The organism is Paenibacillus sp. NMA1017 (assembly GCF_058895805.1).
In genome coordinates this window covers 550,412-566,150 of the sequence record NZ_JBZXYR010000002.1, presented here as the reverse complement: position 1 = coordinate 566,150, position 15,739 = coordinate 550,412, and the positions used below count along the sequence as shown (strand labels likewise).

The following is a 15,739-nucleotide window of genomic DNA, read 5'->3' as shown; positions in this document are numbered from 1 at the left end:
TATAATCAAATCTTGAGGTGTTCTCTAATCATGGACGAAAGCGGATGATCATTAGGTTGTGTAGTAATCATTAGCTAAGGTGAAAAGGTTGAAAAGTAGGCTGCACACCTAATTTTGTAAACGCTATCATTTGATGATTATATGCGGAATACCGAAAATCGCGTACTCTTGAAAACGTATACAGGAACGTTTGAAGGAGGTCGAACTAATGAAAGTTTCAAGTGTCCCCGCACCAAACATGAAAATGAAAAAGAGCAAAAGAACGACGGAAAGCCTTTTACGAATGCAGAAACACAAGCTGCTCTATCTAATGGTTTTGCCCGGACTGGTGTACTTCATTATTTTTAAGTACTTTCCTATGGGGGGATTGGTGATTGCGTTTCAGGATTATCAAGCTTTTCAAGGAATCACAGGCAGTCCATGGGTAGGCATGAAGCATTTTATTCGTTTGTTTACCGAGCCTACGTTTTTTATGCTGCTTCGCAATACGCTGGTTTTGTTTGCATTGAACATTGTAATCTTTTTTCCATTGCCCATCATTTTGGCGCTTATGCTGAACGAGGTTAGGAAGATGTTTTTTAAAAACATTATTCAAACCATCATCTACATCCCGCACTTTATGTCATGGGTTATCATTGTTTCGATTTCTTATGTATTCCTAACCGTAGACGGTGGAGTGCTGAATGAAATGATTGCTGCGCTGGGCGGTGAGAAGATCAGCTTTTTAACTTCTCCGCAATGGCTGCGAACGGTCTACATCGGGCAAGTGATTTGGAAGGAACTCGGCTGGTCTACTATCATTTATCTATCTGCGATTACAGTGGTAGATACGCAATTGTATGAGGCAGCAGAGATGGACGGCGCTGGACGCCTCAGAAAGACATGGCACGTTACCTTGCCTGCGATCCGCCCAGTCATTATTACATTGTTAATTTTGAAAATCGGTAGCACGTTGGATTTGGGCTTTGAGCATATGTATCTGCTATTGAACTCATTAAACCGCGAGGTTGCCGAAATCTTTGACACCTACATTTATACTGCGGGCTTAAAGAATGGACAATTAAGTTTCAGTACGACGGTAGGACTTTTTAAAGGTGTGGTAGGTTTAATCCTGATTATGGGCTCCAATCGACTGGCCAAGAAATTTGGTGAAGACGGCGTTTACTAATGACGACGGGAAGGATGCAAAATGGTACGGTTTGTAGAAAACATGAACAAATGGTGCATGCGCCTGCTGCGCCTGGTCTACCTTAACTTGCTTTGGACAGTTGCGACGATTCTGGGCTTGGGTTTTATAGGCGTTGGGCCTGCAACCGTTGCTATGCTTAGTATTTTAAGGCAGTGGATTCGGGGCAATGAGGAAGTCGCCATTTTCTCGACGTTTGTACGTTACTTTAGAGAAAGCTTTAAAGAAGCAGCCATCATTGGCGGGCTTTACAGCCTTGTGGGTTACGTGCTCTACGTGGATATCGTCAACGTCTCGTCCTGGTATGTTCGTGTGGTGACGCTTATTGGAGCCTTTTTGTATCTCATCTCTTTGGCCTACATTTTTCCGTTGCTGGCTCACTATGATTGGAAAGGCATCAGACTGAAGGTCAAAATGTCGATCGTGATTGGATTTTCGTATTTACAATACACGCTTGTTCTTTTTGTAGCCATTGTCGTGCTATTTGCATTGATTCTAGGCTTGTACCCAGGAATTCTAACTTTTGCCGGAGCAAGTATTATGGGTTATCTCGTGATGTGGATGACGCATCAGGTGTTCAGCAAAATAGAGCGAGAGGTTCTGGTGAAAGAGGAAGATATGGCATAAATATATAAACAGAAAAGGAGCAAACACGATGAAAAAGGGAATCACAACGAAAAAGGGAGTATCGGGCCTTCTTGCTATACTAATGGTCATGAGTGTTTTTTTAGCTGCTTGCGGTGACAAGGGAGCTGAGGATCAAAGCGGTCAAACCTATGATCCGAAGTCCAAACTGGAATTTACCTGGTTAAACGTATTGCATACAGCTTCTCCGCCTACAGAAACGATCAAAAGCAAAATTGAAGAATACACCAATTCTAAAATCACGTTCAATTGGGTGCCTGACGCTTCCAAAGAAGAGAGAATCACTACCGCGCTTGCATCTGGCGAGTTGGCCGATATGGTAACGCTGACGATGATGACAAATTCTTCAGTACGAAGTTCATTGAAATCAGGGCTATTCTGGGATGTAGGAAAGTATTTGGATGATTATGAAAATTTGAAAAAAATCCCGCCTGAAGTTCGGGAAGCCGCATCCATTGAAGGGGTACTGTATGGCGTTCCATTCCAGAAGAATCTGGCTCGGGCGGGTCTGGTCATTCGCCAGGATTGGCTGGATCGCTTAGGACTGAAGGTGCCAACGACACTGGATGAGCTGTATGAAGTTGCGAGAGCGTTTACAGAAGATGATCCGGATGGAAATGGAAAGAATGATACGACTGGGTTTGTTGACAGATCGGATCTACGCTATAGCAGCTTCAAAACTTTAAGCTCCTATTTTGGCACACCTAATGGCTGGAAAGTAGATGAAAGCGGAAAGTTTACGCCAGAATTTGATACTCCTCAATATTTGGAGACCTTAAAGTATTCCAATAAATTATACAAAAACGGATATCTCTCTAAAGACTTTGCTGTAACTGCTAAAACGGATCAGCAGCAACAATTTGCACAGGGTAAAGCAGGTATTTATACAGGCATGATCGATATTTCTAACCTCAGAACCTTGTCCCAAGGCTTGCAAAAAGGGCTGAAGCTGGTACCGGTTAACAAGATTTCAAACGGAGATGGTAAATACCATGTATGGTCTGAAGGAAGCGGGGTAGGAGGTTTGCTGGCATTTCCGAAATCTGAAGTCAAAACGGAAGCTGAGTTGAAGAGACTGCTGCAATTTGTAGATGATTTAATTGACAAAGATGTATATATGTATATGACCGGCGGTATTGAAGGCACTCATTATAAAATCGAAAAAGATGGAGCCTTCAAAATTACAAATACTGATTTGTGGCAAGCAGATGTTCAGCCGTTTTCAAGCTCCAGACCAAGTGAAGTGACTTATAACTTAAAAGATGCCAATCCAGAAAAGGAACTGGCTAATGAATTAGTCCGAGAAAATAATGAATTTGCTGTTCTGGACCCGACCGTGCCACTGGATTCAGTCACCGCTAATGAGCAAGGAACAGAGCTGGAGAAAATCATTACCGACGCCTCCTTCAAATTTATTATGGGTGAGCTTGACGAAGCCGGATTTAAAGCAGCCGTAGAAAACTGGAAAAACTCTGGTGGATCACGGATTACTGCTGAGTATGAGGAAGCGTATAAGAAAACGAAAAAATAAAGATATAGGTTGAACATTAGTGTACATGAATTGCCACTACGCAGGCGGATGGTGCTTATCATCGCTGACACTTGTCCAGCACCATTCCGCCTACTCCGTTTTCTAGTGTATTTTCAAGTCCAGTCTATAAATCATTTTCGTATTCACAAAAAAAAAGACAGGAGAGAACGAAATGCAATTGTATAACATTGTAGATTATGGAGCAGTTCAGGATGGCACGACGCTGGCTACGGGAGCGATTGCGGCTGCCATTGAAGCGGCCAGCAATGCTGGAGGAGGAACCGTTTTTGTTCCGTCCGGGACGTTTCTGACAGGTGCTATCTTTCTGAAAAGTAACATTGAGCTGCATGTAAGCCCTGGCGCAATTCTGTCCTTCAGTACGGATCTGGCTGATTATCCTATAGTAGAATCCAGATGGGAAGGCGTTCAGCGGGAAGTACATGCGTCATGCATTTATGGGCAGCACCTTGAGAATATTTCAGTTACAGGTAGTGGAACGCTGGACGGAAATGGTCAACCGTGGTGGGAAAAGCACCGGAATCATCCAGAGGAGTTGCAGTATCCGAGACCCAAATTAATCAGCTTTGACCGTTGTCAGCGGGTTACCATTAAAGATGTTATGTTAAAAAATTCCCCTAGTTGGACTGTAAACCCCATCGCTTGCTATAACGTTACGATTGATAATTTGTCCATTCTTAACCCGGCGGACTCCCCCAATACGGATGGCATTAATCCTGAATCCTGTTCCAATGTTCGTATTAGCAACTGCAATATAGATGTGGGCGATGATTGTATTGCGATCAAAGCAGGAACTGAAGATACACAAGAGCGAATTCCATGTGAAAATATTACGATTACCAACTGTACGATGGTGCATGGACATGGCGCAGTCGTACTGGGAAGCGAAATGAGTGGTGATATTCGTAATGTTACGATCAGCAATTGCGTGTTCAAGCAAACAGATCGGGGCATACGTCTGAAATCCAGACGAGGACGTGGCGGAACCATTGAGGATATTCGCGTCAGCAACATTGTGATGGAAGATGTAATTTGTCCATTTATTCTGAACCTTTATTATTTCTGCGGTCCTCGGGGCAAAGACAAATATGTGTGGGACAAAAATCCCTATCCGATTACCGATGAAACCCCGTGCTTTAGACGAATCCATTTTTCCGATATTACGGCACGACAGGTTCATGCGGCTGCTGGATTCTTATACGGACTGGCAGAACAATATATTGCTGAAATTACATTTTCCAATATTGATATTTCTATGGATAAAAATGCAATTCCCGGTCGTCCTGCCATGATGACAGGGATCGAAGATATGAACAACCGTGGTTTTTATCTAGGTAACGTGAGGGATATTCGTTTTCAACATGTGACGATTGAGAATCATGAAGGTCCTGCCTTTTACATTGAAAATGGAGAAGATGTTGAAATCAATCGTTGTCATTCGAAGAATACAGCTCAGCCCGAAAAGCTGATAGAACAAGTAACGATACAACCTTCTGAACAAAATATGATGAATTAGGAGAGCATGAAAGGAGGTACAACGTGGATAAGTTGCAAGCATTGTTAGGAGACCTTCCGGCAGATCGCCCTATAACGGCAACTCTGCTGAATCAAGAAGAGCGTGAGGGATATCGACTGGAGTGTCTCCTGCTCGACTTGAACGGGGTCGAGTCTGTACCCGCTTATGTAGCTACACCCTTACAAGGGAACGGTCCGTTTCCATTGGTCGTTTTTAACCATTCGCACGGAGGCAATTATACGAACGGACGCAAGGAACTGCTCCATAGCAGCTCTTACTTGCAGCAGCCCTCGTTTGCTACCACCCTGACAGACATGGGGTACTGCGTATGCTGCATTGACATGTGGGGCTTCAATGAACGTGGGGGCAAAACCGAGAGCGAGCTGGTAAAGGAAATGCTCTGGCAGGGCCAAGTGCTGTGGGGCATGATGCTGTATGATAACCGTCGTTTGGTGGATTATATGTGCCAGCGTGAAGACATTGATGCTTCCCGTATCGCAACAATCGGTATGTCGATGGGCGGACTCATGGCATGGTGGATGGCTGCGTTAGATGAACGGATACAGGTCACGGTTGATATTTGTGGACAGGTAGATTCCCATACGCTAATCGCTAAAAGGGGATTGGACCATCATGGCTTTTATTCCTATGTCCCCGGCTTGCTGAAGCATTTTACCACCCTGGATATTCAAAAGCGGATCGTACCTCGTCCACGGATGAGTATAACAGGTCAAAATGACCGGATGTGTCCTATTGAAGGAGTCGAGCATTTGGCAAAAGGGTTGCTGGAAGCTTACCAGGAGGCAGGCCACCCAGAGCATTGGCAGCCTGTGATTGCAGGCGGTGGACATATGGAGACGTTGGAAATGCGAACGGCATGGCAGTTATTTTTAGCTGAACACCTGTAAATCAAATGAAGGGATCGGGGTAACCATGCTAGTTGGAAAAGAATCCTTTTGTGATTTCCATACGATTCAGGAGGCGATTGCTGTATTGGAGCAGTCGGCTTCCAACGAAATGGAAACGCTAACTATTTTATCAGGTACTTATGAGGAAGAGGTACGAATTTATCGTTCATATCTTCATATTATAGGCATCGGGCAGGTAGAGATTCGAATGAATCGGTATGCCAAGGAGCGGGATGAAGCAGGCGAGGAAATCGGGACCTTTGCGACACCCACTTTATTTTTAGGTGGTAGCCATCTGATCTTGGAAAATCTCACGATTTCCAACACAGCGGGACAAGGAGAAGCCATTGGGCAGGCCGTTGCGGTATATGCTCATTGTGATGAAACGATCTTTAGAAACTGTACCTTTAAAGGGTACCAGGATACTTTATTTACAGGCCCTCTACCTCCTGCACCGAAAGAACGACTCCAGTTTGGTGGAATCCATTTGAAGGAGCATCATAGGCACTATCGGCAGCTTTATCAGCATTGTTATATAGAGGGTACGGTGGACTTTATTTTTGGTGGGGCTACCGCGTATTTTGAAGATTGTGAAATTTGCAGTTTACGCCATCATGAAAACCAAACGAGCTACGTCACAGCCGCTTCTACTCCACAAGGACAAGCGTATGGTTATGTATTCAACCATTGCTACCTAACTGCAGAGCCTGATATTACCCCGGTTTTTTTGGGGCGTCCGTGGCGGGAATATGCCAAGACCGTATTTGTCGATTGTAAAATGGGCGCTCATATTGACCCACGTGGTTGGGACAATTGGGACAATGTCGCGAACGAGAAAACGGTCTGTTATCAGGAATATAACGGACACGATGAAGTTGCTGCATTACGTAAGCAGCGTGTTCCGTGGGCGGATTGTTTTGAAGCGGGAACAAAAGCATGGAGCAAGGAACAGGTTTTTGATGAAGTCACATTTTGGAAGTAAGGAGAAGTGAGGTCTCATGATGATCCAAAATCCCATATTAAAAGGCTTTAATCCCGATCCGTGTATTACACGAGCCCTGGATACTTACTATATTGTGGTGTCATCATTTGAGTGGCTGCCTGGAGTACGGGTGTACCAGTCCAAAGATTTGGCCCATTGGGAGCACTGCACAGATATTTTGACCGATCAGGTTGACTTAAGAGGCAATCCTAAAAATTGCAGCATTTGGGCACCGCAGCTTAGCTATGCAGATGACCTTTTTTATCTGCTCTATACGGATGTAAAAAGCACCAAGCGTCCGTTCAAGGACGTTCATAATTTTGTGATGACGGCGCCTACGATCCACGGACCGTGGTCGGAACCTGTTTATCTTAATAGTAGCGGATTTGATCCGTCTTTATTTCATGATGAGGACGGACGCAAATGGCTGTTGAACGCATTGTGGGATTACCGCATGTTGGAAAGCAATAAATCTTCAGGCATAGTCATGCAGGAGTATGATAGCAAGCAACAACAGCTTATTGGCGAGCCTGTTAAAATCTTTGATTGTACTCCTTTGAAGAAAACAGAAGCGCCTCACATCTACAAGCATAACGGTTATTACTATCTTGTTACAGCGGAAGGCGGAACGGGTACGGGGCATGCCGTTACCGTGGCACGCTCGAAGCAGATATCCGGACCATATGAAGTAGACCCGCACAACCCAATGCTTACATCACGTGATCGACAGGATTTCCCGTTACAATGCGCAGGACATGGCAGTCTTGTACAAACACCGGACGGCGAATGGTACATGGCTCATTTATGCACACGTCCGGTAGAGGGGAAATATGCCATTTTAGGACGGGAAACAGCCTTGCAGCAAGTATACTGGAATGATGAAGGCTGGCTGCGATTAACCGCGGGGGGCCATACGCCTCAATTGGAGGTGCCTGCACCTCAAGGGACAATTTCGGTTAAGCAAGAGCAGCAGGAGTATATTTTCGAAGACTTTTTCGAGGGCCCCACACTTGACAAAACGTGGAACACATTGCGTATCCTGGCTAACGAGAGCTGGTGTTCATTAAGTCAGCGCCCAGGCTACCTTCGCATTCTGGCTGGAGAATCCATTCAAAGTCTGTTCCAGCATCACGTGCTTGCCATTCGGCAAACGGATCATCATTTCCGGGTAGAAACAGCACTGGAGTATCAGCCAGCCAGTTATTTGCAAATGGCGGGACTTTTACTGTATCTCAATGAAGAGGATTATTTGTATACGTATGTTAGCTATGAAGAGGGACAAGGGAAGGTATTGCGCATGATGCGATGTGAAGCCAACACATTTACTTTAGTTCCCCAAGCGATTACGCTTCAGGACGATCTTCCTATACATTTAGCTGTGGAAGTCCATGCATCCCACGGGCAATTTTATTATGGAGTCGGAGACAAACCTGCTTGGAAGCGGCTTTTTGAAATGCAGGATATCAGCTTTTTATCCGGTGGTTTTACAGGGAATTTTGTAGGTATTGCTGCTCATGATATGCAACAATTCCAAGGAAGTTACGCTGATTTTTCTCATTTCTTATATCATGGTATGGATCATCTTTCCTCATAAAAAATATTATAATGATTAATGTTGAAAGCACCTTTATGGGTGCTTTTTTCGTTGGTTCTGCACTTTACCTTTTCACATTATAACTTCGCAAAATCTCCAAAAAAGTGGTGCATGCTTTCGTCTCAAATGTCGAAGAAGGAGTTAGGAAGGAGAATTTTCGAATGACCGGAAGATTACGAATATCCAGTACTTTTAATGTTCCCAGAGCAAGTTCCTTCTGAATGACCCATTGGGACAGCAAAGAAATCCCCAAGCCTGCCTCTACAGACTCTTTGATGATCTGTGTACTGCCAAAATTCATCATATGAGAAGGGGAGAACCGAAGCCGTGCAAACATCTTTTCAGCCGCTTCCCGGGTTCCAGAGCCTTCTTCCCGCAGAATCCAGATGTCCTCATGCAGCTCATTTATATCCACTTGAGATTTACCAGCCAAACGATGATTTTGCGGAACGACGATATACATTCTATCATCAGCAAATGATTCAATGTGTAGATGGTCATGCTGAAATTCTCCTTCGATAATGCCTACATCCAGTTGATTATGGATTACGAGTTTTTCAATTTCCAATGTATTGCCGATGGTAATGGAGGGCTGAATGAGTGGATACTGGGTTCTCATTTGCGCAATCACATGCGGTAGTACATATTCGCCATACGTGTAGCTTGCGCCGATAGACAGGTTTCCTTTTGCCGTATGTATCAGCTCGTCCACCAAATATTGCATCCGTGTATGGAGACGGATAATCTTCTGGGCATGATGATACACAATTTCACCTGCTTTGGTTAAGCGCACATATTTATTACTACGGTCTAGGAGGCGGGTTCCTACGCTACGTTCCAGCGTTTGAATATATTGACTTACCGCAGGTTGGGTCATGTGTAATACCTCGGCAGCTCGTGTGAAGTTTTGTTTCTCCGCTACCCTAACAAATACGATTAAAGATTGGTCCAAAGCCCATTCCTCCAAATCCATCATATCTATTTACTTATTATCATTATTATAATGATTTATTTTTCTTATGACAAAAAACATATTAAGCTGTATGCATGTAGAATTGGAGGGGTTCACCATGAACAGTCATACACAACATACCAAATTATTTTCGAACAGAGGGCGATTATTCCAGCGTATATCTGGCATTATCCTCACGATGTTATTTGCTTTGGCAGGCTACGATCTGAACGAATTGCCAGGCTTTCATTATGTAGGTCCATTGGCTTGTGCCATGTTTCTCGCTATTCTGTACCGACAGTTGTGGGGATACCCTGAAGCTGTGCGCTCGGGGGTTGAGTTTTCAGCAAAGAAAATACTACGTGGAGCGATTGTGCTATTTGGGCTGAAGCTGAATATGGATGTTGTCATTCATCATGGACTGGGTTTACTTTTGCGTGATGTGGGCACCGTTGTATTTTCCATCTTTTTTACGGTTTGGCTGGCAAAACGATTCAAGGCAGATGCTTCGCTTTCGCTTCTTCTTGGTATTGGAACAGGAGTTTGCGGTGCAGCGGCGATTGCAGCGGTTTCTCCCTTGTTAAAATCCAAAGATGAGGATACAGCCATAGGAGTAGGACTCATTGCCTTGGTTGGTACGATATTTGCCATTTTGTTTACCGTGCTTCGACCCTGGCTTCCTTTGACGGATATGCAATTTGGGATCTGGTCGGGCATCAGTTTACATGAAATTGCACATGTGGCCTTAGCTGCAGCACCTGCCGGACAGGATGCACTTGCAATGGGCTTATTAGCCAAACTGGGGCGTGTTTTCTTACTCATACCGCTCAGCTTTGTTTTAATGTATTGGATGAAACGAACCGGAAAAATTCGTACAGACGCTAAAGTGGAGTTCCCCTGGTTCCTCATCGGCTTTATGGCTACAAGTATTGTGGGTAGCTATGTTTTTGGAAAATATATTGTAGTTCCATCTAGTCTGACGAACGGAATTTCTCAAGTTACCACCTTTATGTTAACGATGGCTATGGTAGGCATGGGGCTGAATGTGAGCTTTAAGGCTTTGTGGGAGAAAGCAATGCTTCCCCTACTGGTACTGTCTGTTACCTCGATCATTCTTATAGGTTTAACATTTTTAACGGTTTGAACATGAAGTATTCGTTTGTGATAAGATTGCTAGTAAACTAGATTAATAAAACTGGAAAAAGCTCTGCTTGCTGTATAGCTGGCAGGGTTTTTTAGTACTTTTGTATGATAAGACTGAAATATGTACTAAATCAATCGTAACTTTTTACATATGATTCGCGTCTATCAAAATAGAGGTCCTGAGAATCATAGAGTGCAAGAATTTCATAAGCGAAAATATAGAGAATGGTAGGGTACATAATGAAGAAAATTTGTTTATTTGCTTTTTTGTTTCTGTTTCTACTAGCATTTCCAGGAGAAAGTCATGCTGCATCTTCGAGTTCACATCTTCAGTTGGATGGTAAAGATATAAGTGTTGGCAAAGGTGTTCAGATTCAAGAAGTAAAGGGGAATATACTGGTTCCACTCCGTCTCATTGTAGAGGAATTGGGTTATAGCGTGAATTGGGAGTCCAAGACAGGGACCATAACTATACATAAGCAAAATCTTAACCTCAGTCTTCAGGTCAACAATCCCATAGCCTCGGTCAATGATCATCAAATGGGATTGGCTGTAGCTCCTTTGCTTAGAGAGGGGACGACTTATGTTCCGCTTCGCTTTGTGTCCGAACAGACAGGGATTGATGTGGCCTGGAACAACGAGCTTAAAACTGTGTTCCTGACGACTCCGCCTACTTCAAGCCGCAATAGCGAGTCCACTCATGATCATACTGCTACTCCAGCTGTAAGTAATCCTAAAGAGAGTGCGCGCACGGCTATAAACCAAATTAGCTTCGCTAATCACCAATTAACTATAACTGTTAATGGAAAAGTAACCCCCAAAGTAACCACGTTGACTCATACAGACCGTATTGTTGTAGACATATCGGATACAAAGTTTGCTGAGGAATTTCCAGCATCGCAATCATTTAACAATGGTGGACAAGGAAGTTTTCCAGTCACAGAAGATCCAGATGTTTCCCAAGTAAGATACTCCATGTTTAGTACAAACCCAGCCTCGGTACGCATCGTGGTCGATCTTAATCAGAGTACACCCTTTCATGTACTCAATGCGGATGATGGTAAGGTGGTTATAGCGTTGGATCAGGAAAGGGAGGAACCATCAACTACCGAGGACGTTATACCTACCATACCTGTTGTACCTGCGATTTCTTCTGATGGACATGCGCAAGGAATTGACGTCTCACACTATAATGGCAATATTGATTGGCAGCAAGTGGCAGCGGCAGGTAAAACATTTGCTTTTATTAAAGCTACAGAGGGCACAAAATATCAAGATAATCAATTTTTGACAAATGTACAGGGTGCCAGAGATGCTAACATCTTGGTTGGCGCTTACCACTTTTTGAATGCTACTACCGCGGATGGAGCTCGTCAGGAAGCAGCTAATTTTGCCAGGGCTATAGATTCAGCAGGAGGCAGGCTGGATCTGCCCCCTGTGATGGACTATGAAAATAACCCCAAAGGTCTTACACCTGCACAAATTAACGAAGTGGCTCATGCCTTTTTGGATGAAATGGAGAGGCTTACCGGGCGTCAGCCGATCGTATACACGGGTAATGTCTTTGCTTCCAAGTTTGATCCTACATTTTCTATGTATAAACTGTGGGTAGCCCGATACAGCACTACGCAAAAGCCGACCGCGGTTCCAGCTTGGAATAACTGGTGGGCTTGGCAGTACAGTAGCACAGGCAGTGTTCCGGGTATTCGAGGCCAAGTCGATTTGGATGAATACAACGGAACGATAGATGAACTCCGGGCTTCACTGGCAGGAGAGCTCGATTAGCAAAATCATATCATGATCAATCCTCGCGAATCCGGAACGGGATCTGCGAGGATTTTTAATGTCTGATTTGTTTAGTTGGGCATGATCCATACGATTTCGCTGATTCGAACAAAGAATTTTTTTCCGTATACATCTAAAATGACATGGTCGGGCTTACAATCAACAACGCATCCATCAATTCTGCCACGTGTTGTCTCAAGTACAACGTACTTGCCGATCACCGATTTTAATGTTTCTACGACGTATGGATCTACAGGGTGCACCACGACGTGGTGAGAGGTAGGATGGTGAGGAAAAGGTTGATTAACGTTGTAATTGAGCATTTGATTTGAATTCAATTGCTTCACTCCTTCAAGATTAGTTGTGTTATCCTATGCTCCTGCCTAGGAAAGGTGTAGGCTAATGCCCATCAGCGAAAACATTCATAACATTGCCGAAAAGCCCGGTCCATAGGAAAGCTCAATACATAAGCTATGTTGTACCTTGAATTGAAGGAGGCAATGACCATGAGTGAATGTGAAAGAGGTTGTGGCGGCGGTTCAGTAGGGGGCTACCCAGGAGTATGGACATCGACAGGAGCTATCCTGGTACTGTTCATTTTGCTTGTTATCATTACTAAGTCTTTATGGGTTTAAATTGAAATGAGTAGCTTAACCCCCCATCGGTATATAACCGATGGGGGGTTAAGTGTTTTAGAGGATGGAACGTATGATAAAACACCTCAAATAACAGCGTACAAGCCCTACACAAACTGTGCCGGGCTGGGCAGCTGTCATTTGAGGTACATTGGCATTTATAGACAGGAACGGACAATGGATCAGGGATTAAATTAACGCAATCGCCAGCAGGGTGAACAGGCTCAAAGTTAAGATTTGATCACCATACCCGTAGCCAGGATAAAAGGCTGACGTTTGTACACGTCCGTTCCGTTCTGTTTTTAAGTACACATTATTACGATCCACATCCGTAATGGTTCCTTCGTACTGTTTTCCGTCAATGGTGAGAATACGCACCTTTTTATTCATGCAGTTCAAACAGTTGTAATAAGCGTCCATTCCATCACCCCCTCTTATACATTGGCATTTTATGAGAGGGACGGTCTTATGGTAACGGCGAACATACAGGGAAAAGGTATTCCCTCAAACTTAAAGCCTAACTAGAGTTAGCCTATTCTTGATAGGGATTAAAAGAGAAGCCAGGATATCCATGGGTATAAGCGTAACCTTTTTGGGGGGCTGCCTGAGGATATGCTGAAGTATCGGCAAGCCTTACATGTATCCCAGGTTTTCGGGGCGGCTGCTGCTTGCAGTCATTGGGGGGACCGATGATGACAGGCTTTTTAATAGGGGAGAGTGCTTCCTGAATCTTATTCTCATTCAGGCAGTAAGTATGAGCCAGAATATTACTTGGCGTTAGTCGCAAAATGTCGGAGCCCAGTATAAATTCAGGGGTCGGAGCATTAAAAATGGTCAACAAATGAGTGCTGTCCATCGTGGCGACCAGATAATGCCACCATCCCTGAGGAACGTTAGCCACTTGACCAGGTGTGATCGGAAAATGTCGCAACTCGAGGGTGAAGGGGTTAATCAGTGACACGGTTACTGCTCCAGAGATGCAGTATACCAGTTCTGTGGCATTTTGGTGATAGTGAGGCTCCACAACATTAGCTGTGCTAAGGCGAATATCCAGCAGCGATACATTTGCCAATGTATTCAGCTGCTGGATCGACAGCTCGTTGATCGAGTTTTGAGCATCCTTCTGAAACAAAACATTATCACTTAAATCATAGGTGAATTGTACAGTAGGAGAGGTGTAATCCATATATGAATTCACGCGTCGTTTCCTGCCTTTCTGTTATTCGAAATTTGAGGATCGTACGCTACCCTATGCATACGCCCATGTATGTGTGCGCGGAAATGTGATCTGAATTCATAGAAATCAGGCTCCGGTCCCGGCCAAGTTAAAGCGAAAAATAGCGAAAAAAGTCACGTATTCAAGTGTGGTCAGAACATGATCCATTGCTTTTAATACACGTCATCCCTCTAGGGATGGCGTTTTATTTGCTTAGGTAGTCTTAGGACCAGAGCCGGATGATACGTAAATGCGGCTTGTGGTATACTGCAACGGACGTGTGAAAGCATGATTGTCCCATTTCGTATGTAGCCACGCGTCATTTCTGCAGCTAGGCATAAGTTATGTCATAAGAAACATCATCGGATAAACGTCCCTGAGTTGTACAGGCCGGAATGGTTGCACCGGACAGAACATGGAAGAGGAGGTTGTCTGGAATATGAAAAAATTATCTATTTTAATCCTGTCCTGCGCATGTATGTTAGGTACTGTATTGTCAGTCGCACCAGGACAAGCACAAGCACAATCGTCAGCTTTGAAGAAAGGGGTTCAAAGCGAACGGGTGCTGGAGCTTCAACAGCAGCTTCATTCGCTCGGTTATTTCAAAGCCGGGTTTACTGGGTACTATGGTTCTCTGACCAGTAAAGCGGTGGCTCGTTTTCAACGGGATAACGGTCTGACACCTGATGGAGTAGCCGGAGCGGCTACACAAGCCAAGCTGGAATCCTTCGGAGAAGTGCGCGTAACCGCGCTGGATCAACTGGCTCGTATCATTTATTCTGAGGCGCGCGGAGAATCGTTTGAAGGTCAAGTGGCTGTTGGCGCTGTCGTATTAAACCGTGTTCAGTCCGGCGAGTTTCCAAGCTCGATCCCGGACGTTATTTTGCAGCCTGGCCAATTCACCGCTGTACAGGATGGACAATACCGCCTGAAACCCAACAAGACTGCTTACCGTGCAGCCAGACAGGCACTTAATGGTGCTGATCCCACCAATGGGTCCTTGTTTTATTACAACCCGGCCATTGCCACAGCCAAATGGAGTAAAAGTCGCCCGGCTGTCATCTCACTCGGTCGCCATACGTTTACGAATTAATTTCACATGAGAATACGCAAATTTCTAGCCGTCAGTTGCTTCTTCCAGAAGCAGTGACGGTTTTTTATATTCGCAAATTTGTAATATTTTAGTGGTGATTTAACTGATTTAATCTTAAAAATTCTACCTATTATTCCGATACTCTTAATAGACAAAAAAATGAAATTAAAGGAGTCTTTCTAAAATGAGTCAACATCCTTACACTATCGAAGTAGATCAAGCCATGAAAACGGTACATATGGCGGTGAATGGAGTTTTTAGCCAGGAGGAGTATAATAGCTTTGTAAAAGATTATGTAGCCAAAACCTCATCCATTCAGGCGTCTAGCTTTACACTCAAGGTAGATTGTACCCAGATGGCACTTTTGGGTCCGGGAGAAGTGGAAAAATTGAAGGGCTCATTTGTACGTTATAAAGAAACTGGATTTGCCAAAGTAATCTTTGGTATCAGCCTTCAACAAACCATTATTAAAATGCAGCTTGGTCGAGTAGCACGCGAAGCAGGATTAAACAACGTAGATATTGTTGTACAATAA

The 15,739-nt window shown here is 44.2% G+C and carries 16 protein-coding genes; 12 read left to right on the top strand and 4 right to left on the bottom strand.

Annotated features, from left to right (window positions below):
• Positions 1–208: 208 nt before the first annotated feature.
• The 7 genes from AC5ELV_RS07795 (at position 209) to AC5ELV_RS07765 (ending at position 8,380) form a co-directional block, all read left to right on the top strand.
• Positions 209–1,168 (top strand): ABC transporter permease, encoded by a 960-nt coding sequence (locus tag AC5ELV_RS07795; protein ID WP_493429754.1) that lies wholly within the window; start codon positions 209–211, stop codon positions 1,166–1,168.
• A 21-nt stretch (positions 1,169–1,189) separates the two neighbouring features.
• Complete coding sequence (locus AC5ELV_RS07790) at positions 1,190–1,813, top strand: YesL family protein (RefSeq protein WP_013311055.1); 624 nt, start codon at positions 1,190–1,192, stop codon at positions 1,811–1,813.
• Positions 1,814–1,841: 28 nt separating this feature from the next.
• On the top strand, positions 1,842–3,362 hold the full coding sequence (locus tag AC5ELV_RS07785) for an extracellular solute-binding protein (protein ID WP_493429753.1): 1,521 nt from the start codon (positions 1,842–1,844) through the stop codon (positions 3,360–3,362).
• 172 nt (positions 3,363–3,534) lie between these two features.
• Positions 3,535–4,896, top strand: coding sequence for a glycoside hydrolase family 28 protein (locus AC5ELV_RS07780; protein ID WP_493429752.1), 1,362 nt, complete (start codon positions 3,535–3,537; stop codon positions 4,894–4,896).
• A 23-nt stretch (positions 4,897–4,919) separates the two neighbouring features.
• Positions 4,920–5,804 (top strand): dienelactone hydrolase family protein, encoded by an 885-nt coding sequence (locus tag AC5ELV_RS07775; protein WP_493429751.1) that lies wholly within the window; start codon positions 4,920–4,922, stop codon positions 5,802–5,804.
• A gap of 25 nt (positions 5,805–5,829) precedes the next feature.
• Positions 5,830–6,786, top strand: a complete 957-nt coding sequence (locus AC5ELV_RS07770) for a pectinesterase family protein (RefSeq protein WP_493429750.1) — start codon at positions 5,830–5,832, stop codon at positions 6,784–6,786.
• A 16-nt stretch (positions 6,787–6,802) separates the two neighbouring features.
• Entirely contained in the window at positions 6,803–8,380 is a 1,578-nt protein-coding gene (locus AC5ELV_RS07765) for a glycoside hydrolase family 43 protein (RefSeq protein ID WP_493429749.1), read from the top strand.
• A gap of 64 nt (positions 8,381–8,444) precedes the next feature.
• On the opposite strand, the gene AC5ELV_RS07760 is transcribed toward AC5ELV_RS07765, so the two are convergent.
• Complete coding sequence (locus tag AC5ELV_RS07760) at positions 8,445–9,332, bottom strand: LysR family transcriptional regulator (protein WP_493429748.1); 888 nt, start codon at positions 9,330–9,332, stop codon at positions 8,445–8,447.
• Positions 9,333–9,450: 118 nt separating this feature from the next.
• Here AC5ELV_RS07760 and AC5ELV_RS07755 point away from each other — a divergent pair, with 118 nt between their 5' ends.
• Complete coding sequence (locus AC5ELV_RS07755; protein WP_493429747.1) at positions 9,451–10,476, top strand: YeiH family protein; 1,026 nt, start codon at positions 9,451–9,453, stop codon at positions 10,474–10,476.
• Positions 10,477–10,715: 239 nt separating this feature from the next.
• Entirely contained in the window at positions 10,716–12,260 is a 1,545-nt protein-coding gene (locus AC5ELV_RS07750; protein ID WP_493429746.1) for a GH25 family lysozyme, read from the top strand.
• Positions 12,261–12,331: 71 nt separating this feature from the next.
• On the opposite strand, the gene AC5ELV_RS07745 is transcribed toward AC5ELV_RS07750, so the two are convergent.
• Positions 12,332–12,598 carry a DUF2642 domain-containing protein gene (locus tag AC5ELV_RS07745; RefSeq protein WP_025719729.1) on the bottom strand — a complete coding sequence of 89 codons (267 nt, stop codon included), beginning with the start codon at positions 12,596–12,598 and terminating at the stop codon, positions 12,332–12,334.
• A gap of 168 nt (positions 12,599–12,766) precedes the next feature.
• Here AC5ELV_RS07745 and AC5ELV_RS07740 point away from each other — a divergent pair, with 168 nt between their 5' ends.
• Positions 12,767–12,895 carry a hypothetical protein gene (locus tag AC5ELV_RS07740; protein WP_013371969.1) on the top strand — a complete coding sequence of 43 codons (129 nt, stop codon included), beginning with the start codon at positions 12,767–12,769 and terminating at the stop codon, positions 12,893–12,895.
• A gap of 189 nt (positions 12,896–13,084) precedes the next feature.
• Here AC5ELV_RS07740 and AC5ELV_RS07735 read toward each other — a convergent pair whose 3' ends face one another.
• Both AC5ELV_RS07735 and AC5ELV_RS07730 read right to left on the bottom strand, forming a co-directional pair.
• Positions 13,085–13,315 (bottom strand): hypothetical protein, encoded by a 231-nt coding sequence (locus AC5ELV_RS07735; protein WP_493429745.1) that lies wholly within the window; start codon positions 13,313–13,315, stop codon positions 13,085–13,087.
• A gap of 112 nt (positions 13,316–13,427) precedes the next feature.
• Positions 13,428–14,093 carry a cupin domain-containing protein gene (locus tag AC5ELV_RS07730; protein ID WP_493429744.1) on the bottom strand — a complete coding sequence of 222 codons (666 nt, stop codon included), beginning with the start codon at positions 14,091–14,093 and terminating at the stop codon, positions 13,428–13,430.
• A gap of 457 nt (positions 14,094–14,550) precedes the next feature.
• On the opposite strand from AC5ELV_RS07730, the gene AC5ELV_RS07725 reads away from it, so the two are divergent.
• Together AC5ELV_RS07725 and AC5ELV_RS07720 are read left to right on the top strand one after the other, a co-directional pair.
• Positions 14,551–15,204, top strand: coding sequence for a cell wall hydrolase (locus AC5ELV_RS07725; protein WP_071641696.1), 654 nt, complete (start codon positions 14,551–14,553; stop codon positions 15,202–15,204).
• Between the two features lie 184 nt (positions 15,205–15,388).
• Positions 15,389–15,739 carry a hypothetical protein gene (locus AC5ELV_RS07720; RefSeq protein WP_493429743.1) on the top strand — a complete coding sequence of 117 codons (351 nt, stop codon included), beginning with the start codon at positions 15,389–15,391 and terminating at the stop codon, positions 15,737–15,739.